Annotated in this window: 23 protein-coding genes and 1 pseudogene; 4 read left to right on the forward strand and 20 right to left on the reverse strand. The window is 60.4% G+C overall.

Going from position 1 to position 26,358, the window contains the following annotated elements:
- Positions 1-143 (reverse strand): annotated as a pseudogene (locus tag QDY28_RS02140) (IS5/IS1182 family transposase); the annotation flags it as partial.
- Between the two features lie 139 nt (positions 144-282).
- On the opposite strand from QDY28_RS02140, the gene trmFO reads away from it, so the two are divergent.
- Positions 283-1,719 carry a methylenetetrahydrofolate--tRNA-(uracil(54)-C(5))-methyltransferase (FADH(2)-oxidizing) TrmFO gene (gene trmFO / locus QDY28_RS02145; RefSeq protein ID WP_331380073.1) on the forward strand — a complete coding sequence of 479 codons (1,437 nt, stop codon included), beginning with the start codon at positions 283-285 and terminating at the stop codon, positions 1,717-1,719.
- Between the two features lie 6 nt (positions 1,720-1,725).
- Here trmFO and QDY28_RS02150 read toward each other — a convergent pair whose 3' ends face one another.
- The 5 genes from QDY28_RS02150 to yajC form a co-directional block, all read right to left on the reverse strand.
- Entirely contained in the window at positions 1,726-2,187 is a 462-nt protein-coding gene (locus QDY28_RS02150) for a hypothetical protein (protein ID WP_331380074.1), read from the reverse strand.
- Positions 2,188-2,262: 75 nt separating this feature from the next.
- Positions 2,263-3,123, reverse strand: a complete 861-nt coding sequence (locus tag QDY28_RS02155; protein ID WP_331380075.1) for a phytoene/squalene synthase family protein — start codon at positions 3,121-3,123, stop codon at positions 2,263-2,265.
- 17 nt (positions 3,124-3,140) lie between these two features.
- On the reverse strand, positions 3,141-3,527 hold the full coding sequence (locus tag QDY28_RS02160) for an Mth938-like domain-containing protein (RefSeq protein ID WP_331380076.1): 387 nt from the start codon (positions 3,525-3,527) through the stop codon (positions 3,141-3,143).
- A 4-nt stretch (positions 3,528-3,531) separates the two neighbouring features.
- A complete protein-coding gene (gene secDF, locus QDY28_RS02165; RefSeq protein WP_331380077.1) occupies positions 3,532-6,069 on the reverse strand; it encodes a protein translocase subunit SecDF in 2,538 nt (845 codons plus the stop codon).
- A gap of 165 nt (positions 6,070-6,234) precedes the next feature.
- Entirely contained in the window at positions 6,235-6,582 is a 348-nt protein-coding gene (gene yajC / locus QDY28_RS02170) for a preprotein translocase subunit YajC (protein WP_331380078.1), read from the reverse strand.
- Between the two features lie 206 nt (positions 6,583-6,788).
- Between yajC and QDY28_RS02175 the strand changes: the two genes are divergently transcribed.
- On the forward strand, positions 6,789-7,661 hold the full coding sequence (locus QDY28_RS02175) for an ATP-binding protein (RefSeq protein ID WP_331380079.1): 873 nt from the start codon (positions 6,789-6,791) through the stop codon (positions 7,659-7,661).
- Positions 7,662-7,738: 77 nt separating this feature from the next.
- Here the strand turns inward: QDY28_RS02175 and QDY28_RS02180 are convergent, their stop codons facing one another.
- From QDY28_RS02180 to QDY28_RS02240, 13 genes are all read right to left on the reverse strand, one after another.
- The gene (locus tag QDY28_RS02180) at positions 7,739-9,532 is read right to left on the reverse strand and encodes a LysM peptidoglycan-binding domain-containing M23 family metallopeptidase (RefSeq protein ID WP_331380080.1); all 1,794 of its coding nucleotides are present in this window, start codon (positions 9,530-9,532) and stop codon (positions 7,739-7,741) included.
- A gap of 170 nt (positions 9,533-9,702) precedes the next feature.
- Positions 9,703-10,356, reverse strand: coding sequence for a protein-L-isoaspartate(D-aspartate) O-methyltransferase (locus QDY28_RS02185; RefSeq protein ID WP_331380081.1), 654 nt, complete (start codon positions 10,354-10,356; stop codon positions 9,703-9,705).
- Positions 10,353-11,126 (reverse strand): 5'/3'-nucleotidase SurE, encoded by a 774-nt coding sequence (surE, locus tag QDY28_RS02190; RefSeq protein WP_331380082.1) that lies wholly within the window; start codon positions 11,124-11,126, stop codon positions 10,353-10,355. The genes QDY28_RS02185 and surE overlap by 4 nt, the downstream gene beginning before the upstream one ends.
- 71 nt (positions 11,127-11,197) lie before the next feature.
- Positions 11,198-12,481 (reverse strand): serine--tRNA ligase, encoded by a 1,284-nt coding sequence (serS, locus tag QDY28_RS02195; protein ID WP_331380083.1) that lies wholly within the window; start codon positions 12,479-12,481, stop codon positions 11,198-11,200.
- 100 nt (positions 12,482-12,581) lie between these two features.
- Positions 12,582-13,409: a twin-arginine translocase subunit TatC gene (gene tatC / locus QDY28_RS02200; RefSeq protein ID WP_331380084.1), complete on the reverse strand. Its 828-nt coding sequence runs from the start codon at positions 13,407-13,409 to the stop codon at positions 12,582-12,584.
- On the reverse strand, positions 13,406-14,095 hold the full coding sequence (gene tatB, locus QDY28_RS02205; RefSeq protein WP_331380086.1) for a Sec-independent protein translocase protein TatB: 690 nt from the start codon (positions 14,093-14,095) through the stop codon (positions 13,406-13,408). Before tatB ends, tatC begins: the two co-directional genes overlap by 4 nt.
- Positions 14,096-14,150: 55 nt before the next feature.
- Entirely contained in the window at positions 14,151-14,354 is a 204-nt protein-coding gene (locus QDY28_RS02210) for a twin-arginine translocase TatA/TatE family subunit (protein WP_331380087.1), read from the reverse strand.
- Between the two features lie 255 nt (positions 14,355-14,609).
- Positions 14,610-15,305: an SMC-Scp complex subunit ScpB gene (gene scpB / locus QDY28_RS02215; protein ID WP_331380427.1), complete on the reverse strand. Its 696-nt coding sequence runs from the start codon at positions 15,303-15,305 to the stop codon at positions 14,610-14,612.
- A 38-nt stretch (positions 15,306-15,343) separates the two neighbouring features.
- A complete protein-coding gene (locus tag QDY28_RS02220) occupies positions 15,344-16,189 on the reverse strand; it encodes a segregation and condensation protein A (protein ID WP_331380088.1) in 846 nt (281 codons plus the stop codon).
- Between the two features lie 24 nt (positions 16,190-16,213).
- Positions 16,214-17,227: a beta-N-acetylhexosaminidase gene (nagZ, locus tag QDY28_RS02225; protein ID WP_331380090.1), complete on the reverse strand. Its 1,014-nt coding sequence runs from the start codon at positions 17,225-17,227 to the stop codon at positions 16,214-16,216.
- A 113-nt stretch (positions 17,228-17,340) separates the two neighbouring features.
- A complete protein-coding gene (locus tag QDY28_RS02230; RefSeq protein WP_331380091.1) occupies positions 17,341-20,226 on the reverse strand; it encodes an SPOR domain-containing protein in 2,886 nt (961 codons plus the stop codon).
- 60 nt (positions 20,227-20,286) lie between these two features.
- A complete protein-coding gene (gene argS / locus QDY28_RS02235; protein WP_331380092.1) occupies positions 20,287-22,047 on the reverse strand; it encodes an arginine--tRNA ligase in 1,761 nt (586 codons plus the stop codon).
- A 54-nt stretch (positions 22,048-22,101) separates the two neighbouring features.
- The gene (locus tag QDY28_RS02240) at positions 22,102-23,319 is read right to left on the reverse strand and encodes a deoxyguanosinetriphosphate triphosphohydrolase (RefSeq protein WP_331380093.1); all 1,218 of its coding nucleotides are present in this window, start codon (positions 23,317-23,319) and stop codon (positions 22,102-22,104) included.
- Positions 23,320-23,623: 304 nt separating this feature from the next.
- Here QDY28_RS02240 and erpA point away from each other — a divergent pair, with 304 nt between their 5' ends.
- Positions 23,624-23,956: an iron-sulfur cluster insertion protein ErpA gene (gene erpA, locus QDY28_RS02245; RefSeq protein ID WP_331380094.1), complete on the forward strand. Its 333-nt coding sequence runs from the start codon at positions 23,624-23,626 to the stop codon at positions 23,954-23,956.
- Positions 23,957-24,086: 130 nt separating this feature from the next.
- Positions 24,087-24,878, forward strand: a complete 792-nt coding sequence (gene xth / locus QDY28_RS02250) for an exodeoxyribonuclease III (RefSeq protein WP_331380095.1) — start codon at positions 24,087-24,089, stop codon at positions 24,876-24,878.
- A 9-nt stretch (positions 24,879-24,887) separates the two neighbouring features.
- Here the strand turns inward: xth and exoR are convergent, their stop codons facing one another.
- Entirely contained in the window at positions 24,888-25,691 is an 804-nt protein-coding gene (exoR, locus tag QDY28_RS02255; protein ID WP_331380096.1) for an exopolysaccharide production regulator ExoR, read from the reverse strand.
- Positions 25,692-26,358 lie beyond the last annotated feature (667 nt).

The raw sequence follows: 26,358 nt of genomic DNA on the forward strand, positions 1-26,358 counted from the left end.
CAGTAAAGCCCGGCAACACGATCATGGATGAAAGAAAAGTCGATCACCGCATCAATCTTGCGAAGCAAGTGATCCTTCGGAACCAGCTGATCGAGTGTTACCATCTCGAGCGCCGTCTGTTCAGCAGCAGGTTTCTTCAACATGTCCCTATGAATCACAAACCCCTGGACGAAGCCAGGGGTTTGTCAGCAGTCTGAGGCGGCGCCCTACGGCGCCGTTTTTGATTCCCGCTTTTGCGTAAAGCAATTGGATCACTGGCCTGCCCGTGGTAATGACGCGCGCATGACAAATACCAGCTCCTTTTCTCCCATCCATGTCATTGGCGGCGGTCTTGCCGGCTCGGAAGCCGCTTGGCAGATCGCCAGCGCCGGCGTGCCTGTCATCCTGCATGAAATGCGTGGCGTGCGCGGCACCGAGGCACACAAGACCGATGGCCTGGCAGAACTCGTCTGCTCCAACTCTTTCCGCTCCGATGACGCGACCAGCAACGCGGTCGGCGTCATCCACGCGGAAATGCGTCTGGCCGGCTCACTGATCATGGCTTCGGCGGATAAGCACCAGGTTCCCGCCGGCGGCGCGCTGGCGGTGGATCGCGATGGATTTTCCGCAGCAGTCACTCTGCAGATCGAAAGCCACCCGCTGATCACGGTCGTGCGCGAGGAAGTCCAGGGCCTGCCGCCCAAGGAATGGGACCAGGCGATCATCGCCACCGGCCCATTGACGGCGCCCGGGCTCGCCAGTGCCATCCAGACTGAGACCGGTGCGGACGCGCTTGCCTTTTTCGACGCCATCGCGCCGATCGTCTATCGCGACAGCATCAATATGGATATTTGCTGGTATCAGTCCCGTTACGACAAGGTCGGGCCGGGCGGCACGGGCAAGGACTATATCAACTGCCCGATGGACGAAGCCCAATATAATACCTTCGTCGACGCCCTGATCGCCGGCGACGCCGTCGGTTTCAAGGAATGGGAAGGCACGCCCTATTTCGATGGCTGCCTGCCGATCGAGGTGATGGCCGAGCGCGGGCGCGAGACGCTGCGCCATGGGCCGATGAAGCCGATGGGCCTGACCAATGCCCATAACCCTACCGTCAAAGCCTATGCAATCGTCCAGCTCCGCCAGGACAATGCGCTCGGCACGCTCTACAACATGGTCGGCTTCCAGACGAAGCTGAAATATGGCGCGCAGGCGGAGATTTTCCGGTTGATTCCAGGCCTGGAGAATGCCGAATTCGCACGGCTCGGCGGTCTGCACCGCAATACCTACATCAATTCGCCGACTTTGCTCGATCGCTCGCTTACGCTGAAATCGCGGCCGGGGCTGCGCTTTGCCGGCCAGATCACCGGCTGCGAAGGCTATGTGGAGAGCGCCAGCATCGGCCTGCTCGCCGGTCGCTTTGCCGCTGCCGAGCGCAAAGGCGAGTCCCGGTCCCTGCCGCCGGATACGACGGCGCTGGGTTCGCTGCTCAACCACATTACCGGCGGGCATATTGTTTCCGATGAAGAGCCGGGCAAGCGCTCCTTCCAGCCGATGAACATCAATTTCGGCCTGTTTCCGGAATTGGAACCGGGTTCGATTGTCAAGCCGGAGGGCGTCAAGCGCTTCCGCGGCAAGGACAAGACGATCATGAAACGGCAACTGATCGCCAAGCGGGCGCTGGCGGATTGCGCTGAGTGGTTGGGCGTTCGGGCGCCGGCTGCCGCCAAAAGCGCCTGAGCCTTTTCAGGCCTTTGCGACCGGCTTCGTTGCCGAAGGCTTCGGATCCTCGCTCGCAACATAATTGCCGAGCAGCCAGAGCGAGACTTCGGCGGCCTCGGCGGGCGTTGCGAATTCGAATGTGGCGTTATGGTGAGGAGCGTCCAGGAAATCGACAGTCAAACCGCGACCGGTTCCCGAATCCTTGGCACGCGCCCTACCCGGCTCGATCAGATGCACGGCAAAGTGATTGCGCAGGCTCCGCATGAAGCCGGCTTTGTCGTCATGCAGGCGCACGAAGACCGCCTGACCGTTTGCCGTCGTCTGCAATTGCCGGATCGCCTCCGTCGGAAACGCGCGGCCGAATTCAAGAATGGCAAGACCGGTATCGTGCAAGCCATCTTCCTTGTTCTGTGACGCCATGCGCGTTGCGAAGAAGGCAAAGAAAACGACGATCGCAAAAAGTATGCACCAGACGATGATGCCCATAGCGGCTCTCCTGGGATGCGGACAGTTGTTCAGCAGTCTCTATAGACGCCGAGACTTGCGCGAGCGTGGTCGATTTCAGATTTTCCTGGTTATGGACGCCAGCGCCATGCGCATCTGTCGGCGCCATTGCGGCTGCAGGAAAGATTGATCGAACAAATCGGCGCCCAGCGTCTGCGCGCGCTTCAGCACCGGCTCCGCCAAGACCACCGGCAGGAAAGCCGGAAATATCGTCGGCGAAATATTGCCGGCGGCTCTCGCCTTTGCCAGATGCTCGCGGCCGAGTCCGGCGAAAGCTTCGATCGAGGCAGAAATGCGCGCCCTGTCCTCGCCGGCGAGGAAGGCATCACGATCGAGACCGGTTGCCGTCAGGATTTCCAACGGCAGATAAAGCTGCCCGCGGCGGCGGTGCAGCGGCATCAACAACAGCAGCCCGGCGATTGCCTGCGCCACACCGGCATGGCCGGCGGCGTCGGCCGAGCGACGGGCATCCTCCGGCGACAGCACCAGGCTCGCGAGCTGAATCAGCGCCGAGGCCGTCTCGCCGGCATAACCTTCCAGCGTGCCGCGCGTTTCCATCGGATCGTCATAGAGATCGAAGATGCGGGCGTCGATCATATCGATCAGCGTTTGACGCGGCAGGCGATGGTGTTCGATCGCGGCGAGCAGCTCGGCAGCCACGGGATTGGCTGCGCTCGACCCATGCGCCTGTCCTTCGAGCAGATCGCGCCAATATTGCATGCGCACTTCGCCCGGCAGCGGCTCGTGGACGAGATCGCGGATGCGCGCCAGCTCGGCATTGAAGGCATAAAGTGCGGCGAGAGCGCCACGCTTATCCTCCGGTGCCAGCAGGCAGGCGAGATAGCGGTCGCGATCGGTGTCGCGAAGCGTCGCGAGGCAAAGATCCTGGTTGCTACGGGGCGCAGCTAATGTCGTCATGCCCAGCCTGATCCTCGTCAAACGGCGATCAGCGCCGCAGCCACGGCGCGCGACTCAGCCAGCATGATGTTGAATGTGCGCACTGCCGCTCCCGTATTCATCGAATCGGAAGAAATCTGCTTGGCACGTAACACCGCCCGCAACTCCGAGGGCAAGGGCCGCAGTTCCATGCCGGTGCCGACCAGCAGCACTTCGATCCCGGCCGCCTCATCGAGTACTTTCTGGAAATGCGCCGGCGTCAGCGCATCCTCCGCCGTCATGTCCCAGCCATAGATGCCGGAGGGCAGGCAGAGCAGAGAGCCGCGATGCGACATGTCGGCAAATCGGAAACCACCATTACCATAAGCGTCGATCGGTGCGCGGCCGGGAAAATGCGCGTTCCGTATTTCTATGCCTTTTGCCACTCTGTCACACCGCTGGTTTACTTGATTGCACGTGGTCGCCTGCCTGGCCTTTGTTTTCGCCGCCGGCCTGGAACTTATCCGGGCGCAGCTTGAAGACGATCAGGACCGGGGCCGCAATATAGATCGACGAGAAGGTGCCGACCGCGACGCCGAAGAGTAGGACGAAGGTGAAGGAGCGGATCACCTCGCCGCCGAATATATAGAGCGCGAAGAGCGCCAGCAAAGTTGTCGCCGAGGTGAGAACCGTCCGCGACAGCGTCTGGTTGATCGAAGCATCGATCAGAATCGGCAACGGCATCTGCGAATAGCGTTTCAGATTCTCCCGCATCCGGTCATAGACCACGACCGTATCGTTCAGCGAATAGCCGACGATCGTCAAAAGTGCAGCAATGCCCGTCATGTTGAATTCCATACCAGTCAGCACGAAGAGGCCGAGCGTCAGGATGACGTCATGCAGCGTGGCGACAATCGCGCCGACGGCAAACTGCCATTCGAAACGCAGCCAGATATAAACGAGGATCGCAGCGAGGGCCGAAAGAACCGCAAGTGAAGCCGTCGTGCTGATTTCGCCCGACACGGCAGGGCCGACGACCTCGACGCGGGAGAAGTCGTAGTCCCTGTCCAGTTCGTCGCGCACGAGGGTCACGGCAGATTGTTCGGCATTCTCGCCGCCCTGCTGCGCATGCACGCGGATCACAGCACTCAGCCGATCGTCCAGTCGTTCGACCTGCACATCGCCCGGAACGATATTCTGCAGGCGCGATTGAATATTGGCCAGATCGACAACGCCGTGCTTGGCGCGAACTTCGATGATCGAGCCGCCGGTAAAATCGATGCCGAGATGCATGCCGACCGTTGCGAAGGCAAGCAGAGTTGCGACCGACAGCGCCGCCGATACCGTAAAGGAATAGCGGCGGATACCCATGAAGCGAATGTTTGCTCCGTCGAAGATGCCGCTTCGCACGCCCGCAAGCAGCACACGCGGCTTGCGATGCGAAATCCAGGCATCGACGAGCGAACGCGTGACGAAGCAAGCGGTAAAGAAGGTGGTGAAAACGCCGGTAATCAAAGTGGCCGCAAAGCCGCGAACCGCGCCGCTGCTGACATAAAAAAGGATGGCGGCGACGATGAGCACCGTGAGATTGGCATCGGCTACGGTGGCCGCCGCCCGGTTGAAGCCGTGGCGCAGCGCATTGACGAGAAGATGGGTTTTCTTTTCTTCTTCCCGGACGCGCTCGTAGATCAGCACATTGGCATCGAGCGCGATGCCGATAACCAGAACGATGGCGGCAATCCCCGGCAGGGTCAGCGTGATGCCGAACAGGCCCATGATGGCCAGAACCATGATGATGTTGATGACCAGCGCAATCGTCGCGGCGACACCGAGCAATCCGTAGAAGCCGATCATCAATGCGGCAACGAAGATGCCGGCGGCAATACACGCGGTTACGCCGGAGCGCATCGTTTCATTGCCGAGGCCAGGCTTGATGGTTCGCTCTTCGACCGTCGTGAGCGTCGCGGGCAAGGGTCCGGACTTCAGCATGACGGCGAGATCCTGTGCGCCCTGGGCCGTGAAATCGCCGGGAATATCGATATCGCCGGTCGTTATTGCGGTCTTCAATGCAGCGGCCGAAATGACCTGATCGTCAAGCACGACCACGATATTCTTGCCGAGATTGGCAGCCGTCGCCTGCGCAAAACGGCTGGTCGCTTCGGCGGTCAGTTTGACGGCGATATTGCCGTCATTGTTCTGGGCATTGGATACCGCCACGGCATCGGCAAAATCGATATTCGAAAGGAGAGGCTGCTTTTGCACGAGATAGCCGACCGGAGGGTCATCTTCGGAAAACAGTACTTCCGAACCGGCGGGCGGGCGCCCATTGATGGCATCCTGCACCTGCGTGGATTGATCGACCAAACGGAAGCTGAGCTGGGCAGGCTGGTTCAGAAGGTTCTTCAGGCGCTGCGGATCGGCAAGGCCTGGCACCTGAATGACGACACGGTCCGCGCCCTGTCGGCGTATCAGCGGCTCGCCGACATCCAACTGAGCAATACGATTGCGGATGACTTTAAGCGAGCGCGTCATGGATGCGGAGACACGCTCATTGATGCCGGCATCGGTAATATCGATGGTAAGCGCGCCATTGTCGCCTTGCGACAAGACCGCTTCCGCCTTGCCGCTGGTGATCGGCTTCAAGGCGTTTACAGCAGCCTGCACCTGAGCGGGATCATTGATGCGGAGCTGGATCTTCTGGCCGGTACCGGTCAGACCGGAATAGCTGATATTGACCGTGCGCAGCCTAGCGCTGATATCTCCAACCACCGTCTCCAGCCGGTTTCTGACGACATCGCCACGCTCGATCTTAAGCATGATATGCGAGCCGCCTTGAAGATCGAGCCCGAGCCCGACTTTCCGTTGCGCAAACCAGGTTGGAAAGGAGGAGAGCTGCTGATCACTAAGCAGATTGGGCACGGCAAGGAGAACGCTCAAGAGAACGGCGAACCAGATCAGGACGGTCTTCCACCAGGAGACGTGCAGCATCGCTCTCTCGAGTTTTGGCTTCTCACTGCGCCCTCACAACCACCGGGCACATAAAGGCGCAGTAACACTTTGAATTTGCGCACAGCTCTCTTCGAAAGTCGAATCGGATTTTCGAAACTGCGCGCTAGCGTGGCAAGCCGTTTCGACCCACCTCCCCGGCAAGCCTTACGCCGCGTCAGCCTTGACCGGCTCGCCCTTTACGCGGACTTCGGAAATAGCGCTACGAACAACGCGGATGCGAACGCCTTCGGCGATTTCGACTTCCAGTTCCTTGTCGTCGACAACCTTGGTAACCTTGCCGACGATGCCGCTCGTGACGATCTGGTCGCCGCGGCGGATGTTCTTCAGGACTTCCTCACGCTTCTTCGCCTGCGCGCGTTGCGGCCGGATCAGAAGGAAATACCAGACCACCATCAGCGGCACAAACAGGATGATCATTTCAAAGCCGGAACCGCCAAAGACGCCTGCGGCTGGATCTGTCGCGCTCTGCGCATATGCGTTGGTGATAAACATCGAGAACTCCCTTCAACTCCTTGCGGGAACGGGGCCCCGCGTCAGGTGGCCGGAATATAGTTGTGATCATCGCGAATGCAACAAAAACAGCCGCAGACCGTACTGTTTTCCAGGCCTCTTAGCCTTTCAGGCCCGGAAGGAGCATGGTACCCGGCAGCACAGGAGCATTTTACTCCTTTCCCGACTAACGTTCTGGAGGAAAAACGGTGACCGAAGATCAAAACACGCTGATCCTTGCTGAAGTCCGCCGTCTCGCCGACGCGCTTGAACGCCTCGCAGGCCCGGCGCCGGCGGTCAACGATTGGAACGCTGCCGACTGCTTCGTCTGGGCGCCTGCCCGGCTCCATCTGCAGCCCGTTGCCCGGCCGAACCGCGTGGCGCTGGCCCTGATCCGCGGCGTCGACCATGTGCGCGACATTCTACACGAGAACACGCTGCGCTTCACCGAAGGCTTCGCCGCCAATAACGTTTTGCTTTGGGGCGCGCGCGGCATGGGCAAGTCGTCGCTCGTCAAAGCCGTGCATGAGGATGTGCGCCGCGCAACTGGCGTCTCGCTGAAGCTGGTCGAAGTGCATCGAGAGGATATTTCCTCGTTGCCGGTGCTGCTCGATATTCTGAAAGCCGCTCCACACCGCATCATCGTCTTCTGCGACGACCTTTCCTTCGATCACGACGATACCGCCTACAAGTCGCTGAAGGCGGCGCTGGATGGCGGTGTCGAAGGCCGGCCGGACAATGTGCTGTTCTATGCCACATCGAACCGCCGCCACCTGCTGCCGCGCCACATGATGGAAAACGAGCAATCGACGGCAATCAATCCGTCGGAAGCGGTCGAAGAAAAGGTCTCGCTCTCCGACCGTTTCGGCCTCTGGCTCGGCTTCCACAAGTGCAGCCAGGAAGATTATCTGCTGATGATCGACGGGTATGCCGACTACTTCAAACTCACCCTCGACCGCGCAGAGATGCACCATGAAGCGCTGGAATGGGCAACGACGCGCGGCGCCCGCTCCGGGCGCGTTGCGTGGCAGTATATCCAGGACCTCGCCGGGCGGCAGCGGATCTTGCTGGAGCGGGATTAAGCGCGCATCCTCAGGTTCAGAACGACAAAAAGCCCGGTGGTGACCGGGCTTTTTGCAGACTCCTTGAGACGCACTACCTATTCAAGGAACGTCATTGGGTTGACCGGAGCCGAATTCTTGCGGACTTCGAAGTGAAGCTGCGGCTGCTTGACGTCGCCGCTCATGCCGGAGGTGGCGAGCGTCTGGCCGCGCTGAACCTTCTGGCCGCGAGCGACGCTGAGAGCATCGGCATGGCCGTAGACCGTGACGGTGCCGTCGTCATGACGGACGAGGACCGTGTTTCCGAGCTCCTTCAGGCCGTTGCCCGCATAGATGACCACGCCGTTTTCAGCGGCCTTGATCGGCGTGCCTTCCGGAACCGAGATGTCGATACCGTCGTTGCGGCTGCCGTTGACGTTGGAGCCATAGCCGGCAATGACCGCACCGCGGACCGGCCAGCGATATTTGCCTATACCGGTCGCTTCTGGTGCATCAGCCTGCACGTCTGCCTTGGCAGCGGCGTCGCTGACGGACTGCGTCGGCGCTGCGGCTGCAACCGCTTGCGGCTTGGCGGCATCGGATTCCGTGGCCGCGGCCGCGGCTTTGGGCGCTGCCTTTGCTGCCGGTTCGGTGGCGGCGGTCTTCGTCGCAGGCACAGTCTTCGCAGCGGCGGTTTTCGCGGCCGGCTTTACGGTCGGCTCAGCGGCGGCGTGCTTCGGCTCCATGGCCGGCACGGCAACCGACTTCACGGCGGACTTCTGCGGCTCGATCGAGGCGGTTTTCACCGGATCGGGCCTGACCGGTTCGGCTTCAGCGACCGCACCATGTGGCAGTTTCAGCGTCTGGCCAATGCGGACCCCGCCGCCCGACTGGATGTGATTTGCCTGCTTGAGCGCATCGACGCTGACGCCGGCGTTCTTTGCGATCCGGGCGAGCGAGTCACCCGGCTTGACGACATAGGTACCGTCGCCCTTCGGCTGCGGACCCTTGCCGTTGCCGGCAGCGAGCTTGCTGGGATCGGCAAGGCCGGCCTGCGACTTGCCGCGCATCTGACCGTTGGAAGGCAGCACGACCGCGTCCTGCTCCGGAGCCTTGACCGGCGCCGGCATCTTGCCGCCCTTGGAAAGGTCCGTTGCTTCCGAGGCCATTTTAGCGGGGCTCGGGGCGCCGGCACCGTTCATGGTCGGGATGATGATCTGCTGGCCCGGCTGAGCGCTGGCGCTGTTCTTCAGGCCATTGGCCCGCAGAATTTCCTTCTCCGGAACGCCGTAGCGGCGCGACAGCAGGCTTATGTCTTCGCCCGGACGCAGTGTTACGCTCGGCGCATTGACCGCCGTCCAGCCGGATGAAGATGCAGCAGCGGGTGCCGCCTTGATTGTGCCGGTCGGCATCGTATCTGGGGCAAGAGCCGGTTCTGCGCGAGAAGCCGTGGCCTTGCCACGCGATGCGGGGAACGGCTGGGCGAGCGCTTCGCTTTCACCTCTGGAGGCGACGTGCGTACGCGCCGGCGCTGCAGAGGCCGTCGGCGCAGCAAGCTCTGTCCGCTGGATCGCAACGGGAGCGGTCGATGCGCGGGCACTCGAATAGGATGGATTGTAACGAGCCGGAGAATTCGGGTAGGGCCGCGTAACCGGTGCGTTCTGCTGCGAGTAATCCTGCTGCTGATAACCGCCGCTCTGGGCAAGGTCGGCGCGCGGCACGGGATCACCGTCCGACCCATTCAAGCCGCGACGATTGATCGAACCGGTCGTCGTCTGATCCGGTGAGCCAGCAAAGAGCCCGCCGAAGCGCGTCGTGTCCGAACTACAAGCTGTCGCGGTGCTCGCCAGGAGAATGGCCACCAGGACTTTCCCTGCCGATTTACCGAAGTTTGACGAAAGACTGAAACCCATGACTCGACCCACTTGAGACGCAACCGTTTATGGGTCGATTAAAGCGCGTTAATCTTACCATGCGGTTAAAGCACTGGTGTCGCATGTGTTTTTTTGAGGAATTGCTAACCATAGAAGATGAATCCCCGCGCTTGCGGGGTACTTCCGGGGATTTCAATCTAAATTAGGCCTCAAAGATAGGAGGCGAGCATCGGCACGATCGGCTGATAGGGAACGTCGAACAGTTCCTCGCGCTCGAAGCGGCTGCCGGTCTTGGTGAGACGCACCATGCGGCAAACATTGTCCGACAGTATCAAGGGCGCAATCATCGATCCGCCGGAAACCAGTTGCTCGGCAAAGAAGCGCGGCATGGTGGTGAAGGCCGCGGTCACCAGAATGCGATCGAAAGTGCCCTCACCCGGCATCCCGACGCTGCCGTCAGCCTGGCGGATGATGACGTTGCGCAGGCCGAGCGTATCCATGCGCTGCTGCGCTGCCGTTGTCAGGGTCTTATACCGATCGACGGTCAGAACCCGCTCGACGATGCGGCCCATGACGGCCGCGGTGAAGCCACTGCCGGTGCCAACCTCGAGAACACGGTGGCCGGGCTTGACCTTCAGGCTATGCAAAATGCGGACGACAAGATCGATGCCTTCCATGAAGGCGCCGCATTCGATCGGAATCGTTCGGCTGGAATAGGCATCATCGGCAAATTGCAAGGGTACAAAGGGTAGGCGCGGCGTCTGTTCGACGGCCGTCATCAGATCGATATCCAAAATTCCTTCGGCCCGCAGCCGCAGCACAACGGCTGCAAAGCCTTCCTTCTCGACCAAACGAGCTGTCAATCCGCTACTCCGTACCCGAGCGCCCGCGCCACGCGGTCTTGCGCCGAATAATCCGTCAAATCGAGTTTCAAAGGAGTTACCGAAATACGATTTTGTTTCAAGGCGTGAATATCCGTGCCTGGGCGAAACACGCTACTGCGTTCGCCGAAGCGCAACCAGTAATAGGGAAATCCACGACCGTCTGCACGCTCCTCAACCTGAAGGTTGAAGGCGAGATTGCCCTGCGCGGTGACTTCGGTGCCGGAAACTTCATCCGGCCGGCAGTTGGGGAAATTCAGGTTGAGAAAGGTGCCAGCGGGCAGATCGATATCAATCAGCTTGCCGAGAAGAGCCGGCGCATGCGCCTCTACCACTTCCCAAGGCACGACGCGTGTCCCGTTCTCGTGCACATAGGCTTGGCTCAGCGCGAAGGAGCGCACGCCCTGCAGCGTACCTTCGATCGCGCCGGCGATCGTGCCTGAATAGGTGACATCGTCGGCGACGTTGGAGCCGGAATTGACGCCCGAGAGCACCAGATCCGGCTTGATGTCCATGACCTGGCGGATACCCATGATGACGCAATCCGTCGGCGTGCCGCGCAGCGCATAATGCTTGTCCGAAACCTTGCGCAGACGCAAGGGTTCGGAAAGGCTCAGCGAATGGGCAAGGCCGCTTTGATCGGTTTCCGGCGCAACGATCCAGACATCATCGGACATCGTGCGGGCGATGCGCTCCAACACGGCCAGTCCTTCGGCATGAATGCCGTCGTCATTGGTCAGAAGTATCCGCATTGCCCCCACCGCTCAAAACATGACCCCGAAAAGTGCGAAGCGGTTTTCGGACAAGATCATGTCACGTCAAATCAGGCTGCGCGCTCGATTCTCTTCAGACCACCCATATATGGCAGCAGTGCGTCCGGAACAGTGACCGAACCGTCCTCGTTGAGATAATTCTCGACAACCGCGATCAGGCAGCGGCCGACGGCGGTGCCGGAGCCGTTCAGCGTGTGCACGAATTTCGTACCCTTGTCGTCCTTGCCGCGATAGCGGGCATTCATGCGCCGCGCCTGGAAATCGCCGCACACGGAGCAGGAGGAAATCTCGCGATAGGTATCCTGCCCCGGAAGCCAGACTTCCAGGTCGTAGGTCTTGCGGGCGCCGAAACCCATGTCGCCGGTCGAGAGCGTCATGATACGATAGTGCAGGCCAAGGCGCTTCAACACTTCCTCTGCGCAGGCAGTCATGCGCTCGTGCTCGGCAATCGAGCTTTCGGCGTCGGTGATGGAAACGAGTTCGCACTTCCAGAACTGATGCTGGCGCAGCATGCCCCGCGTATCGCGGCCGGCCGAGCCCGCTTCCGAGCGGAAGGATGGCGTCAGGGCCGTGAAACGCAGCGGCAGCTTTTCCTGATCGAGGATCTCGCCGGAAACGAGATTGGTCAGCGAAACCTCCGCCGTCGGGATCAGCCAGCGACCGTCCGTGGTCCTGAAGGAATCCTCGGCAAATTTCGGCAGCTGGCCGGTGCCGAACATCGCCTCGTCGCGCACCATCAGCGGTGCGCTGACTTCGGTATAGCCATGTTCGCCCGTATGAAGATCCAGCATGAATTGGCCGAGCGCCCGTTCCAGGCGCGCAAGCTGCGAGGTCAGCACGGTGAAACGCGAGCCGGAAAGCTTGGCGGCGCGCTCGAAATCCATGTAGCCGAGCGCTTCGCCGATCTCGAAGTGTTCTTTCGGCTTGTGATTCCAGGTCGGCTTGGCGCCCCAGACATGCTTGACGACATTGTCGTGCTCGTCCTTGCCGACGGGCACATCATCGAGCGGAATATTGGGGATGCGCGATAGGGCGTCGTTAAGGTCGGCCGTCAGCACGCGCTCTTCTTCTTCCGCTGCCGGCAGCGACGTCTTGATCTCGGCGACTTCCGCCTTCAGCTTTTCGGCAAGCTCAGTGTTCTTCTGCGCCATGGCCGCGCCGATTTCCTTCGAAGCGGCGTTGCGGCGGGACTGCATATCCTGGACGGATTGGATAACGGAGCGGCGCTTCTCGTCGAGCGCAATGAGGCTTTGCGACAAAGGCTCGGCCCCGCGCTTGGCAAGCGCTGCATCCAAAGCCTCGGCATTCTCACGAATCCATCTGATATCAAGCATCGTCGTTCCAGGTCGTTGCACATGAGCATAGCTCCGACCGAGACTTCGGTCGGAGATCGAACCGGCAAAACCCTATGAAAAGACGATGCAGACCGGCGCCTTAGACGCTATCCGTCTTGGCGACATCGGACCCTTCGCCACTCTCTTCGAGCGCTTGCCGGGCACGCTGGCGTTCCACGAGTCGCGCCGCGTAGATGGAAATCTCGTAGAGAAGGATCGTCGGCAGCGCAAGGCCGATCTGGGACATCGGATCAGGCGGCGTCAGCACGGCGGCGACGATGAAGGCGAAGACGATCGCGAACTTGCGCTTTTGCGCCAGCCACTGCGAGGTCAGCAGGCCGACGCGTGCAAGCAGCGTGGTGATGACCGGGAGTTGGAAAACGAGACCGAAGGAAAAGACCAGCGTCATGATCAGGCTCAGATATTCCGAGACCTTCGGCAGCAATGCGATGCCTACCTGACCTTCGGCCGGCGCCTGCTGCATCTTCAGGAAGAACCACATCACCATAGGGGTGAAGAAGAAGTAGACGAGCGCGGCGCCCATCAGAAACAGAATCGGCGATGCGATCAGGAACGGCAGGAAGGCAGAACGCTCGTTCTTGTAGAGCCCCGGCGCGACGAACTTATAGATCTGTGCAGCGATGATCGGGAAAGAGATCACCAACGCGCCGAACATGGCGACCTTCACCTGCGTGAAGAAAAACTCCTGCGGCGCGGTATAGATCAGCTCGGCCTTCGCGAGATCGAGATGAGCCCAGACGACAGCCCATTTGTAGGGATAGACCAGATAATTGAAGAGATGCTTGGCAAAGGCGAAACAGCCGATGAAGGCAATGAAAAACGCCACCAGCGACCAGATCAGCCGCGTGCGCAATTCCATGAGGTGTTCGATAAGCGGCTGCGGCTTATCGTCGATATCACCCGTCATGCCTCGTCCTTCTTCTTAGGCGTTGTTTTGCTAGCCGTCGGGCGCTTCCTCGGAGCCGCAGCGGCGGCGGGAGCATCGGCAGTGGCCGCGGCAACCTTGCGAGGCGCCCGCTTCGGCTTTTCCGCGACAACCGATGTGTCGACCAGCGCAGCGGCGACCTCGTCCGTTTTGCCTGGTGCTTTTGCCCGAGGCTTGCGAACGGCTTTCGGCTTTGCAGGCACTTCTGCAGCGACGGCCGGTTGCGGCGTCGTCACCGGCGCGGGCGAAACGACCGGCGCTGCCTCACTGGAGGCAGGAGCGATTGGAAGCATTTCCGGCAGTCCCATGGACGGCTCGGAAACGGGTTCCGCCGGCGTGGATGTCGCCACAGCAGGCTTGTCAGTCGCCGTCGAACGTTGCAGGTCGGCCTTGATCTCGTTGCCCATCTGCCGCAGCGGGTTCATTGCTTCCCGCAATGAATTGACGGGATTGAGCTTTTGCGCATCGGAGATCGTCTGGCGCACATCGTCCAGCTCCGCCTCGCGCATGGCCTCATCGAATTGTGAACGGAATTCACCCGCCACTTTTCGCGCCCGCGCGGTCATTTTACCGATTGTCCGCAACGTTGCCGGCAGTTCCTTAGGGCCAATGACCACAAGCGCCACAACGGCGATAACCAGCAGCTCAGACCAGCCTACGTCGAACATGAAAAGGCTCCTGGGCCGACAGCGAGCGTCTCAGCTCCCTGCGCACCCGACATGATTATTTCGATTCGTCGGCCTTGTGTTCAACCGTGCGGGACGCTGTCGTCTGAGACGGCGTCTCTTCCTCGTCGCTCATGCCTTTTTTGAAGCTCTTGATGCCCTTGGCTACGTCACCCATCAGCTCCGGGATCTTTCCACGGCCGAACAACAACAGCGCGATGGCCAGGACAATCAGCCAGTGCCATATGCTTAGAGAACCCATTGCGATAACTCCCAATTTCAACGTCTTCCCGATGTAAGACGTTTACAGATGTTTTTCAAACACCAAAATGTACTGCATCGGCGCACATGGGGATAGCGAGCGCCAAAGCCACGGCCGAGCATCTCCAACTAAGGAGAACGACTTCTATATTCGCATCCGCTAATGGCGAAAGCGAGACTTGACGTCACTGCCTGGAAAAAAGCTTTACCGCAGCCAAGCGGCCCGCAGATGCGCCGGGAGAGCGCAAATTTCGGCTTAATCGTCCGAAGCGCCACCTGGCGCCAAAAGACCGAGTTCCTCCAGATCCAGTTGCGTGATCGGATCTTCGTCCTCGGTCAATTCGTCGCTCATCAATGGCGACGGAATATTGAAATTGGCGGGAATACGGCCCGAGAGCAGCCCTGCCCCCTTCAATTCTTCGAGACCGGGCAAATCGCGCAGCTCTTCCAGCCCGAAATGGTCGAGAAAATCCCGCGTCGTGCCCAGCGTCACCGGCCGGCCTGGGGTGCGCCGCCGACCGCGAAAGCGAACCCAGCCGGATTCCATCAGCACGTCCAGCGTGCCCTTGGATGTCTGCACGCCTCTGATATCCTCGATTTCCGCGCGCGTCACCGGCTGGTGATAGGCAATAATGGCCAGGACTTCAAGCGCGGCGCGAGAGAGTTTGCGCACCTCGTTGTCATCGCGGCGAATGACGAAGGAAAGATCGGCGGCCGTGCGAAACGCCCAGGCGCCGTCGACCTGGATCAAATTGACGCCGCGCGTCGCATAATCGGCCTTCAAGCGCTGCATGACGGGTCGGACATCGACGCCGCGGGGAATGCGATCGGCGATGAAGCCTTCGGATACCGGCTGGGCGGAAGCGAAGACCAGGGCCTCGGCGATGCGTTCGGCCTCACGGCTGAGGTGAGTGTCGACTGGCGCTGCTGCCGCAGCCGCTTCATCGTCCATGCGGTGATCGTCGTCCGGGCCGTTCACATTCGCTCCTGTTATTCCGCCGCCTCGAGTTCCATATGGTTCGGCCCGCGGCGCATATAAAGCGGCTGGAAGGCGCCCTCCTGGCGAATTTCCAGCTTGCCCTCGCGGACGAGTTCCAGCGAGGCGGCGAAGGCGCTGGCAATAGCTGTGACCCGCTCGCTCGCACTGGTCATATAGTCCAAAAGATAGTGTTCCAAAACAGTCCAGTCGGTGATCTCGCCAATCATACGGCTGAGGATCGTGCGGGCGTCGACCAGCGACCAGACCCGACGGCGCTCGATCGTCACCTGGGTGATCGCCTGGCGCTGGCGCAGGCCGGCATAGGCGGTCAGAAGATCGTAAAGGCTGGCGTCATAGGCCGATTGGCGGCGGTCGGGAATATGTTCGGGCGCGCCGCGCGCAAAAACATCACGGCCGAGACGATTGCGGTTGACGAGGCCGGTCGCCGCGTCCCGCATGGCTTCCAGCCGCTTCAGCCGGAAAGCGAGCGTCGCGGCCATTTCTTCGCCGGTCGGACCGTCTTCCTTGCTCTGCTGCGGAATGAGCAGCTTCGACTTGAGATAGGCGAGCCATGCGGCCATCACGAGATAATCGGCGGCGAGCTCGATGCGGATGCGACGGGCGCGCTCGATGAACAACAGATATTGTTCGGCAAGCGCCAGCACGGAGATGCGCGACAGATCGACCTTCTGATTGCGGGCAAGGTGCAGCAGCAGGTCGAGCGGGCCTTCGAAGCCGGCGATGTCGACGACCAATGCCGGCTCATGCATGCCCCGCTCGGCTCCATTGTCCTGCCATAGCTTGTCCATCGGCGCTTCCGCCTGCAGGCTCTTTTCCGTGCCGTCCACCTTGTTCACCCGTCAGATCCCTGGAGCTCGGTCCTATGCCACTGCAAACATCGCGTCGAATTCGGCGCGGATCGAAGCCTCGTCAGCACCGTCATTGCGGCCGAAAGCCGCTTCGACCACTTTTGCACGCGTCAGCGATCTCCCGGTCAACGCCGGAACATTGCGCACCACCTGCCGCATTTCGTCCATGACGCCGTTGCAGTGCAGCACGATATCGCATCCGCCCGCAACAATATTAGCCGCGCGCTCGCCGATCGTGCCGGCAAGCGCGTTCATGGAGGTGTCGTCCGACAGCAGCAAGCCCTGGAAGCCGATATGGCCACGGATGATCTCGTCAATGACCTTGCGTGACGTCGTTGCCGGATTGGTGGGGTCAATGTCGGTAAAGACAACATGGCAGGTCATTGCCATCAGCTCGTCCTTGAGCGCGACAAAGGGCGGAAAATCGTGCGCTTCCAGCTCTGCGCGCGGAACCGTGACAACCGGCAATTCGTGATGCGAATCGGCAAAGCCGCGGCCATGGCCCGGCATGTGCTTCATCACTGGCAACACGCCGCCGGCCTTGAGACCTTCGGCGGCTGCACGTCCCATCTCCGTTACCGTTACGGGATCGCCGCCATAGGCGCGATTGCCGATGACATTGCTCGAGCCTTCGACCGGCACATCGAGCACCGGCAGGCAATCGACGTTGATGCCGAACTTCAGCAGATCGAAGGCATGCAGCCGGGACATCAGCCATGCGGCGCGCAGGCCGCGCTCGCGGTCGTGACGATAGATGTCGCCTAGCGCCTGACCGGACGGATAATGCGGCAGAAGCGGCGGACGGATGCGCTGCACCCTGCCCCCTTCCTGGTCGATCAATACCGGCGCATCGCGGCCGACGCTGTCGCGCAACGAAGCAACAAGATCGGCGATCTGCGCGGGCTCGGAAATGTTGCGTCCAAAGAGAATGAAGCCCCATGGCTGTTCCGACTGATAGAAGGAACGCTCTTCGGGCGTGATGGAATGGCCGCTACAGCCGAGGATCATGGATTTTGATTCGGTCATGTTCGAATCATAAAGGCCGCCTCGCGAAATGCGAATAACCTCGAACCGAGATACACAAAAGAAAACGGCGAGCCTCTGCCCGCCGTTTTCCACAATCGTTCAGCCTCAATCTCTTACTTCGAGATCAGGCAAGTGCCGCCTGCGGCGCGGTAACGCTGGCAGAGGTCGGCGGCTTCATCCTTGGAGCCGGCGACGACGCGGACGCGGTAATAGGTGCCCTTGCCGGCGATGTCGGCCTTACGAATTTCGAGCGGGTGACCACCAATGACGCTGGCGAATTTGGCCTTCAGATTGGCCTGAGACTTCTGCGCCTCGGCTTCGGACGGCAGCGAAGCGATCTGCACGCCGTAAGCACCGCCAGCACTTGCCGGTGCCGCGGGAGCCGGCTGGGTCGCCGCCGGGCTTGCCGACGCAACCTGCTGAGGCTTCGGCTGGGCCGGAGCCGGATGAGCGGCAGCACCATTGTTCGCGGCAGGGGCGACAACAGCGGGCCTTGCCGGCTGCTGCGCCGGACGCGATGTCGGAACAGGGGTCGTCTTCACGACACGGATCGGCGTGCTTTCAGCACTGGCTGCGTCGCCAGCGTCGGGCTGCGCGGTGGCCGGTTGCGAGGCCTGCGCGTCTGCCGTCGAGGGGCGAAGATCGGCGGAGGCAACTTGGCTGCCGGTCGCCGGCCTTGCTGGAGGGGTCTTCGGCGTCGATGCCGGAGATGCTGCCGTCGTCGTATTGTCGACAGCCGGCTCCTCACGAGCAACGAGCGAGCCATCCGGCTTGACGATCATCGTGCGCACCTTGCGCGGCGACACCGACGGAACCTGGGCATCGTCGTTCGCAGCCGTATTGGCGTTACTGCCGTTCTGGTTCGGCAGCAGCCGGGGATCCTCGGTTTCGCCGACCGGCGTCGGCGTGACCTGATCGTCGCTGCCGTCGTCAGGTGACACGGATTCGGGGATCAAGGTCTTCTGGACGACATCCACGGGCTGTTCGTTGGAGGAAACCAATTCCTTCTGCTTCGGCGCGGCGGTGCTGTCGCCAGCGACGCGGTCGTAGACAGCCTTGTCCTGATTGGGAACTACCGTGCCGCCCGGATTTTCCGGAGCGACTTTCACCGGATCGGCATCGGCCGTGATGACGCGCGGCTCGCCGGAGAAGCTCGAAATCGGCGAACCGTGGCGAACCCAGCCGTAGATGCCATAGGCGCCAAGACCCAGAACCGCGATGACGGCAGCGGCCGTCGCCATGCCACGGAACGAGCGCGCCTGACGACGGCCGGCTACAGCCGCCGGGTTCAGCGTCATGCGAGCGACGTTCTCGACCGGATTGGACGCTTCACGGTAGCTGCGGCGGAAGTCCTCTTCCAACGCCCGTTCGAACTCGTCGAACTCTTCGGCAGGCTGTTTGACCGTCGGAGCGGGTTTTGCCACCGCATTCTTGGACCAGGACGGAGCCATCGCGCTGCCGAGAGCGGCAGCAGCAGTCGGCTTGATCGGCTCGGGGGCCGCTTCCTTAGCTGGCGTGCCGAACAGGCTTGCCATCTCCGAGTCAATGTCGAAATCATATTCCGGCGGCACGACAATCGGCTCTTCCGGCTCGACCGGCGGCAGGTTCGGAACATGAGAGCCTTCGAAATTCTCGACGCGATCTTCGGTATCGGAGATTTCGGACGGATCGAATGGCAGAGCCTGATCGGCATCGAGAACAGGCGCAGCTTTGCGTGCGACCGGCGCTGCGGCGGCAACCGGCTGAGCCGGACGCTCCGGAACGGGCTCCGGACGCGGGGGCTGCACGGCGCGAGGCGCGGCTGCGGCGATCACGGCGGCCGGTGTGGCGACAGGCGCAGCCGGCGGTGGCGCCACCGGCGTCGCCCGACTGACAACCGGAGCAGGCTGCGGCGCAGCGATCGGAGCGGGCGCAGGCTGGGAGACCGGAGCGGACTTGCTCGTTTCGGCAAAATCGAGCTCCGCAAGTTCCATCTCGATATCCGCGAGATCGAACTCGAAATCCTGGCCGGCGAAGGGATCATCGGCTTCCAGAACTATCGGCTTTGGCTCCTCGCGCCGCTGAACTGGAGCAACCGGCGCAGCCGCAACAGCAGCGGGGGCTTCAACGGACACGGACGGCGCCTTGGGCTGCGCGTCGAAAATATCGAAGCCGGGCTCGACCTTGGCTGCCGGCGCGGCGCCTCTCGCCGGAACCGGATAACGGTCGACATCGGCCAGCAGATCGTCGATTTCGGCGGAAAGAGCCGCTGCGTCCATCCGGCCCGGCATGACCGGCTCGGGCGCCTTGGCGACCGGCACTTCCGGCTGAGCAACGACGTGGCGGGACTGAGGCGCGTCCTGCATCACCGGCAGATCGAAATCGAGCGCCGTTTCGACAGGGGGCTGCGCCTGAACAACGGGCGGAGCGACCGGAGCTTGGGCCACAGGCTTTGCTTGCGACGGAGCCGCGACAGTGAAATTGGCCAGCGGCAAGCGCACGGTGGCGGCCGCGGACTGCGGTATCGGTGCTGCCGCCGGCTTCGGAGCCGGAGTTGCGGCCTGCTGGGTAGGAACAGGCTGCGGAGCCGGTGTGGGCTGCGGCGCTGGTGTGGGCTGCAAGGCCGGCGCGATCGACATTTCGAGTTCGTCGATCAGATCGCGTGCACCGACCACCGGCTTGGCTGGCGCCACCGGCTGCGGCAACTCGACGAACTGGGGTTCAGTGCGCACCGGCTCGACCGTATGCGAGAGCTGAGCTTCGCCGGCAAAAGGCTGATCTTCCGGCGAGACCGGAATGTCATCAGCAGGACTCAAACGTGGCGCATCATAACGCTCGAATTCCCGCAAGAGTTCGTCTTCGAGATCGAAGGCCGGCTCTTGCCGCTGAGCTGCTGGCGCCGCCTGGGCGGCAGGCCGCGGCTCGAAACCGACGATGCGGGCGAGTTCGGCAAGCGGATCATCATCCGCAAAGAACTCGTCGTTTCCGCTTGCGCGATACGCCAACTGTTTTTCTGCCATCACCCAATCCACTCGCAAACACTACAGATATGCCAGCGCAATGTGGGCAAATGGTGACGTTTATCGCATTTCATCCGGTGCTGCGGTCCCGGTTATACCAAGACCTGACTTCAAAACCGACGCGACAGCGTACACCAGCCCAAGTCTGGCAATGCTTAATTCTCGGTTCTTATCGTTAACAAATCGTAATTCAGGTAAATCTTTACCTTTATTCCAATGTCCGTGGAAGGAACTTGCCAGATCGTAAAGATAAAAAGCGATGCGGTGGGGCTCCTGCGACAGTGCTGCAGCCTCGACGATTCGCGGGAATTCCGCAATCTTGGCTATCAATTGCAATTCCGCCGGATCGGAGATCACACCGCTGACCGCTTTCGCCAGATCCAGCGAAGCGATATCGAGATCGGGGAAGGCTTCCTTGGCCTGCCGGAAGACCGACATGCAGCGTGCATGTGCATATTGCACGTAGAAAACCGGATTGTCCTTGGACTGTTCGGTCACCTTGGCGAAGTCGAAATCCAGAGGCTCGGAATTTTTCCGGTAAAGCATCATGAACCGGACGGAATCGCGGCCGACCTCGTCGACCACATCGCGCAGCGTGACGAAATCGCCTGAGCGCTTCGACATCTTAACCGGCTCACCATTCCGGAACAGCTTGACGAGCTGGCATAGCAGCACCGTCAGCTTCGCCTTACCATCCGAGACGCCGCGCGCCACGGCTTCCAGCCGCTTGACGTAGCCTCCATGGTCAGCCCCGAGAATATAGATCATCTCGTTGAAGCCGCGGTCGAACTTGTTCTTGAAATAAGCAACGTCGGCGGCGAAATAAGTATAGGAACCGTCAGACTTGATTAGCGGCCGGTCGATATCGTCGCCCACTTCCGTCGAACGGAACAAGGTCTGCTCGCGATCTTCCCAATCTTCCGGCAATTGTCCCTTCGGCGGCGGCAATGCGCCTTTGTAGACATACCCCTTGAAGGTCAGATCGTTGATCGCAGTGCGGATCAGGGCCGCGCCATTGGCGTGCAGCGTCCGCTCCGAGAAAAAGACGTCATGATGGACGTTCAGTGCCTCCAGGTCCGCACGGATCATCGCCATCATCGCATCGATGGCGCGATCCTTGATGATCGGCAGCCACTGGTCTTCCGGCATGCCCCGAAGCTTGGTGCCGAACTCCTTTGCCAATGCTTCGCCGACCGGAACAAGATAATCGCCGGGATAAAGACCCGCCGGAATGTCTCCGACCTGCTCGCCAAGCGCCTCGCGATAACGCAGGAAGACCGACCGCGCCAGCACGTCGATCTGCGAGCCGGCGTCGTTGATGTAATATTCCTTGGTGACGTCATAGCCGGCAAAACCGAGCAGATTGGCCAACGCATCGCCGACAACGGCGCCGCGGCAATGGCCGACATGCATCGGCCCCGTCGGATTGGCGGAAACATATTCGACATTGACCTTCTGGCCGGCACCCAGGGTCGAGCGTCCGAAATTCTGGCCTTCGGAGATCATCGTCGCCAGCAGGCGCTGCCAATAACCGACCGAAAGGCGAATATTGATGAAGCCGGGGCCGGCTACCGAAACCTCGGCAACATCGGCATCTTCCTTCAACTTGGCAATGATGATCTCAGCGAGCGCGCGCGGATTGGTGCCGAGCGGCTTCGACAGCACCATGGCAGCGTTGGTGGTGACATCGCCGTGGCTAGGGTCTCGCGGCGGCTCCACGCCGACACGTCCGAAGTCAAGTTCGGATCGCTTTTCCTTCACAATATCAATTTGTTCAAGAGCGTTCTTAATTCTGACTTCGAAATCGGTGAAAAGGTTCATCATAGTGTCCACGCATAGCTTGGGCAGGCCCTGTCGGCCCGACGCCGCCGCTGCCTACCGCAAATCGGGAGTCTGGTCAAACAAACGCCTGTGGGCGCTGATGGCATAGGTATCGGTCATCCCGGCCAGATAGTCCCCGACATGGCGAGCCTTGGCGGCAACGGCGAGGCCGGCAATATGATCTACCCAATAATGGCTCTGCATCTCCTTGGGATTGTCCATATAGGCATGGAACAGATCCGTGACGATCTGCGCGGCGCCGGCGCGGATGCGCATGATATCCGGATGGCGGTAGATGCGCTTGAAGAGCATCTGCTTGATCTGTTTGTCGGTCTCGGCCATGTCCGGAGAGAAGGTCGCGATGATGCGACCGGCGGCGCGGATATCGGCAACGCTCTCCGGCCTGATTTCGCTGAGCGCTTTCTGCGCAACGGAAATCACGTCTTCCACCATGCGGGTGATTTGCCGGCGCATGATCTCATGCGTGAAGCGACTCGGCTCCAGATGCGGATAGAGCGCCCTCACCTCGGCCATCAGCGCCGAAAGAAATGGAATCTCCTCCAGCATGTCGAAATTCAAATAGCCGGAGCGCAGGCCGTCATCGATGTCATGCGTATTGTAGGCGATATCGTCCGCGATCGCCGCGACCTGCGCCTCCAGGCTGGCAAAGGTTGCGATTTCGAGATCGTGAATTTCGCAATAGTCGAGGATCGGCTGCGGCACCGGACCGCGCGTGCCCTGGCCATCGGGCGTCAGCAGCGGACCATTGTGCTTGACCAGCCCCTCCAATGTTTCCCAGGTGAGATTCAAACCATCGAATTCGGCATAACGCCGCTCAAGCTTCGTCACGATGCGCAGTGATTGCGCATTATGATCGAAGCCGCCATAGGGCAGCAGCATTTCGTGGAGCGCGTCTTCACCGGTATGGCCAAAGGGGGTGTGACCGAAATCATGGACGAGCGCCACGCCTTCGGCGAGATCTTCGTCGAGCTTCAGCGCACGCGCCAAGGCGCGGGCAATCTGCGCCACCTCGATCGTATGCGTCAGGCGCGTACGGTAGTGATCGCCATCCTGGGCGATAAAGACCTGCGTCTTGTGCTTCAGCCGCCGGAAAGCGGTTGTATGGACGATGCGGTCGCGGTCGCGCTGGAAATCCGAGCGCGTCGGGCTCGATCCCTCCTCATAAAGCCGTCCGCGGGATTCCCTGGGATCGGTCGCATAAGCAGCCCGCTCGCCATAACCGAAACCCAATGCATGCCTGTCGATCGTCATTATCCATCCATTCCGGCTTCAGAGCGCCGCATTCGATTGAATGCTCAAAGGCCGCTCCATTCCAAAGCATCGTCTCCGCATTTTAATGATGCCATTCCAATACGGGATGCCCTGGCCCATTGACGCCGCTTTACAGCCTTCATACCTATACCGGAGAGAAACAGCAAAATGGCGCATGGCTCAACCATATAACCATAGCTGTCAACCGTTGTACTTTCATGATAAAGGCTATGGATATCAGCCGTTTGAAAGTGGAACGGCCCATTCGGTTCTCTCCGGATCTTGACCCCGGCAGGAGGAAGGCATGACTGAGACAAGTGTAACCCTATCGGACGCAGCGGCAAAGCGAATCGCCGCGATCGTCAGCGCCGAGGCCGGCAAGCGGGCGCTTCGCGTCGCCGTCGAGGGCGGCGGCTGTTCCGGCTTTTCCTATAAATTCGATCTTGTCGACGGACCGCAAGACGATGATGTCGTGGTCGAAAAGGGCGACGCCAGGGTGCTGATCGACCAATTGTCGCTGGTCTATATGGCCGGCTCAGAGATCGATTTCGTCGACAATCTGCTCGGCCAGTCCTTTCAGATCAAGAATCCGAATGCGGTCGCAAGCTGCGGCTGCGGCACGAGTTTTTCGATCTAAGGCTCTTCATTTTCCACAGGTTGACAACCGGCCGGAAGCTGTTGCTTTACGGCCGGTTTTCATTTGGACGGGTGGCCAAGGCCGTTTGCTGCGGATAAAAGAAAACCCGAAGCAGAGGAGCCATCCCTTCATGAAGATCGCCACCTGGAACATCAACGGCGTCAAGGCGCGTATCGAGAACCTGTGCCAGTGGCTGAAAGACTCCGATCCCGACATCGTTTGCCTGCAGGAGATCAAGACGGTCGACGAAGGCTTTCCGCGCTTTGAGATCGAGGCGCTCGGCTATCATGTCGAAACGCACGGGCAGAAGGGTTTCAATGGCGTCGCGATCCTTTCCAAGATCAAGCCTGATGAAGTGACCCGTGGTTTGCCCGGCGATGAGGCGGATGAACAGGCCCGCTTCATCGAAGCGGTGTTTTCCGTGCCGGAACAGGGCGCGCTTCGCGTCTGCTGCCTGTATCTGCCAAACGGCAACCCAATCGATACGGAAAAATACCCCTACAAGCTCGCCTGGATGGAGCGCCTGCGGAAATTCGCCGTCAGCCGCCTGGAACTGGAGGAGCCGACCATCCTTGCCGGCGACTATAATGTCATACCGGAGCCGCATGATTGTTTCGATCCGAAGGTCTGGGAAAACGACGCGCTGTTCCTGCCGCAAACCCGCCAGGCTTTCCGACAGCTCGAGCATCTCGGCTTCACCGATGCGGTGCGCGCCACCACCGATGGGATCAAGCTTTATTCCTTTTGGGATTACCAGGCAGGGGCCTGGCCGAAGAACAACGGCATCCGCATCGATCATCTGATGCTATCGCCGGAAGCGGCCGATCGCCTGACCTCTGCCGCAATCGAAAAGCATGTGCGCGCCTGGGAAAAACCGTCGGACCATGTTCCGGTCATCGCGCATTTCGATTTCCGGACCTAAAATCGGCGACTATTCGGCGCCTGCGACGTCCAGTTGATGCGCCATGGAAACGGCGACGCGACGGTCGTCCTCGTTGGCGATCGAGAAGGCCTGCTCCTGCAGGTCCTGCATCCATGTACAATCCTTCGGCTTGCACTTGTCGAGCGCCGCCGTCATGAAGGCGAGGCCACGCACGGACTGGCCTTCCTGGAAGAGAATATTGCCGAAAACGGCCATTGCGCCGGGATGGCCGCTCTTGCGGGCCTGGTTCAGCCACTTCTTGGCCTGCTGCACATTGGCGGCGCCGCCCTCACCCGCCAGCATCATCTGTGCAAGCTGGAACTGCGCCTCCGGAACACCGAAGGTCGATGCGACCTGGAAATAAAGCTGGCGCGCCTGATTGAGATCGATTTTGACTGGGCTGTTTACAATACCGGTCTTGTAATAATTGGCGAGCGCGAGCAGCGCGTTGATGAAGAAGCCGGTATCCTCCGAGCCGGGCTCCACACCCTGCTGGGCGATCTCGCTATAGATCTTGAAAGCCTCGAAATCGTCCCGGGTCACGCCATCGCCGTCGGCATACATGTTGGCCAGCGCCCAACGCGAGCCGGTGTGGCCCTTCTCGGCGGCGTAACGATAGGCTTCGACCGCCTCTTCCTTCTGGCCGTTCTTATAAGCGCGGAAGCCGAATTTGAAGAGATCGAAAGGCCCCGATTCCTTGGTGACACCCGCATTGATATCGAATGCTAGGGCCTGACCTGCGAGAGCCACCGAAGTGGCAAGCGACAGGCTGAGCATCATCATTCTCGCTGATATGAACTCGGACTTAAACATAACAGTCGATTTCTTTCGCTCCATTCGCATCCGCAACGGTGATCCCATATGCACCGTCAGGCCTGCGAATGTATTCCCTACCGGCGCGCGAACCAGCGACATCCCTTAAGGAAGTCTGCCGGGTACCAGCCCAACGCCGTTCGCCACATTTCCAAACGTAGTCTGAAATTATGTCCAAACGAGCATCCACGCTGGCACGATCACATATCGCTCTTGAAACAGTCCGCCGCTTCGCTGTCGAAAGAGAGAGGCTTGCGATTGAATGAGTTTCGGATTCCTTCGGGAAATAATGCGTTTCCGGCTGCATCGCGAACGTCGTCGTTCCGATCCCGGATTGCTTTTTTTCTTGAAGTGTAAACTGACCCATCAACTGTTTACGCACTTTCCACCAAGGCTTGCCCCTTCGCCCGTATAATCGCTGCTCCCCATTTGTGGCGGGAAATGGACAAATTGGGCGGCGGATACACGCCCGTAATCTGTTGAAATAAAGTGTTGCTGAATCGTCACAAAGAGTTTGCCGATCTTGAGGTTTCGTTAACCACGAAACGCTAGGCGGGACGGTTTTGCGGGTCGTATGTGGAAATGGTTTGGCACTGGATCGGGTATTAAAACGCCGCGAGACCGAAAGGGCTCGCGGCGTGGAATCGCTTGAAGCAACAAGGATCAG

Origin of the sequence: Rhizobium sp. BR 362, assembly GCF_036528765.1 — a bacterium.
GTDB lineage: Bacteria > Pseudomonadota > Alphaproteobacteria > Rhizobiales > Rhizobiaceae > Rhizobium.

Coding starts and splice junctions, on each gene's coding strand:
- nagZ (WP_331380090.1), bottom strand. CDS start 17,227: ATGACCGAATCAAAATCCATGATCCTCGGCTGTAGCGGCCATTCCATC.
- secDF (WP_331380077.1), bottom strand. CDS start 6,069: ATGCTGCACGTCTCCTGGTGGAAGACCGTCCTGATCTGGTTCGCCGTT.
- argS (WP_331380092.1), bottom strand. CDS start 22,047: ATGAACCTTTTCACCGATTTCGAAGTCAGAATTAAGAACGCTCTTGAA.
- QDY28_RS02180 (WP_331380080.1), bottom strand. CDS start 9,532: ATGGGTTTCAGTCTTTCGTCAAACTTCGGTAAATCGGCAGGGAAAGTC.
- xth (WP_331380095.1), top strand. CDS start 24,087: ATGAAGATCGCCACCTGGAACATCAACGGCGTCAAGGCGCGTATCGAG.
- exoR (WP_331380096.1), bottom strand. CDS start 25,691: ATGTTTAAGTCCGAGTTCATATCAGCGAGAATGATGATGCTCAGCCTG.
- surE (WP_331380082.1), bottom strand. CDS start 11,126: ATGCGGATACTTCTGACCAATGACGACGGCATTCATGCCGAAGGACTG.
- yajC (WP_331380078.1), bottom strand. CDS start 6,582: ATGTTTATCACCAACGCATATGCGCAGAGCGCGACAGATCCAGCCGCA.
- QDY28_RS02155 (WP_331380075.1), bottom strand. CDS start 3,123: ATGACGACATTAGCTGCGCCCCGTAGCAACCAGGATCTTTGCCTCGCG.
- QDY28_RS02240 (WP_331380093.1), bottom strand. CDS start 23,319: ATGACGATCGACAGGCATGCATTGGGTTTCGGTTATGGCGAGCGGGCT.
- tatC (WP_331380084.1), bottom strand. CDS start 13,409: ATGACGGGTGATATCGACGATAAGCCGCAGCCGCTTATCGAACACCTC.
- erpA (WP_331380094.1), top strand. CDS start 23,624: ATGACTGAGACAAGTGTAACCCTATCGGACGCAGCGGCAAAGCGAATC.
- QDY28_RS02210 (WP_331380087.1), bottom strand. CDS start 14,354: ATGGGTTCTCTAAGCATATGGCACTGGCTGATTGTCCTGGCCATCGCG.
- QDY28_RS02150 (WP_331380074.1), bottom strand. CDS start 2,187: ATGGGCATCATCGTCTGGTGCATACTTTTTGCGATCGTCGTTTTCTTT.
- serS (WP_331380083.1), bottom strand. CDS start 12,481: ATGCTTGATATCAGATGGATTCGTGAGAATGCCGAGGCTTTGGATGCA.
- QDY28_RS02230 (WP_331380091.1), bottom strand. CDS start 20,226: ATGGCAGAAAAACAGTTGGCGTATCGCGCAAGCGGAAACGACGAGTTC.
- scpB (WP_331380427.1), bottom strand. CDS start 15,305: ATGGACGATGAAGCGGCTGCGGCAGCAGCGCCAGTCGACACTCACCTC.
- trmFO (WP_331380073.1), top strand. CDS start 283: ATGACAAATACCAGCTCCTTTTCTCCCATCCATGTCATTGGCGGCGGT.
- tatB (WP_331380086.1), bottom strand. CDS start 14,095: ATGTTCGACGTAGGCTGGTCTGAGCTGCTGGTTATCGCCGTTGTGGCG.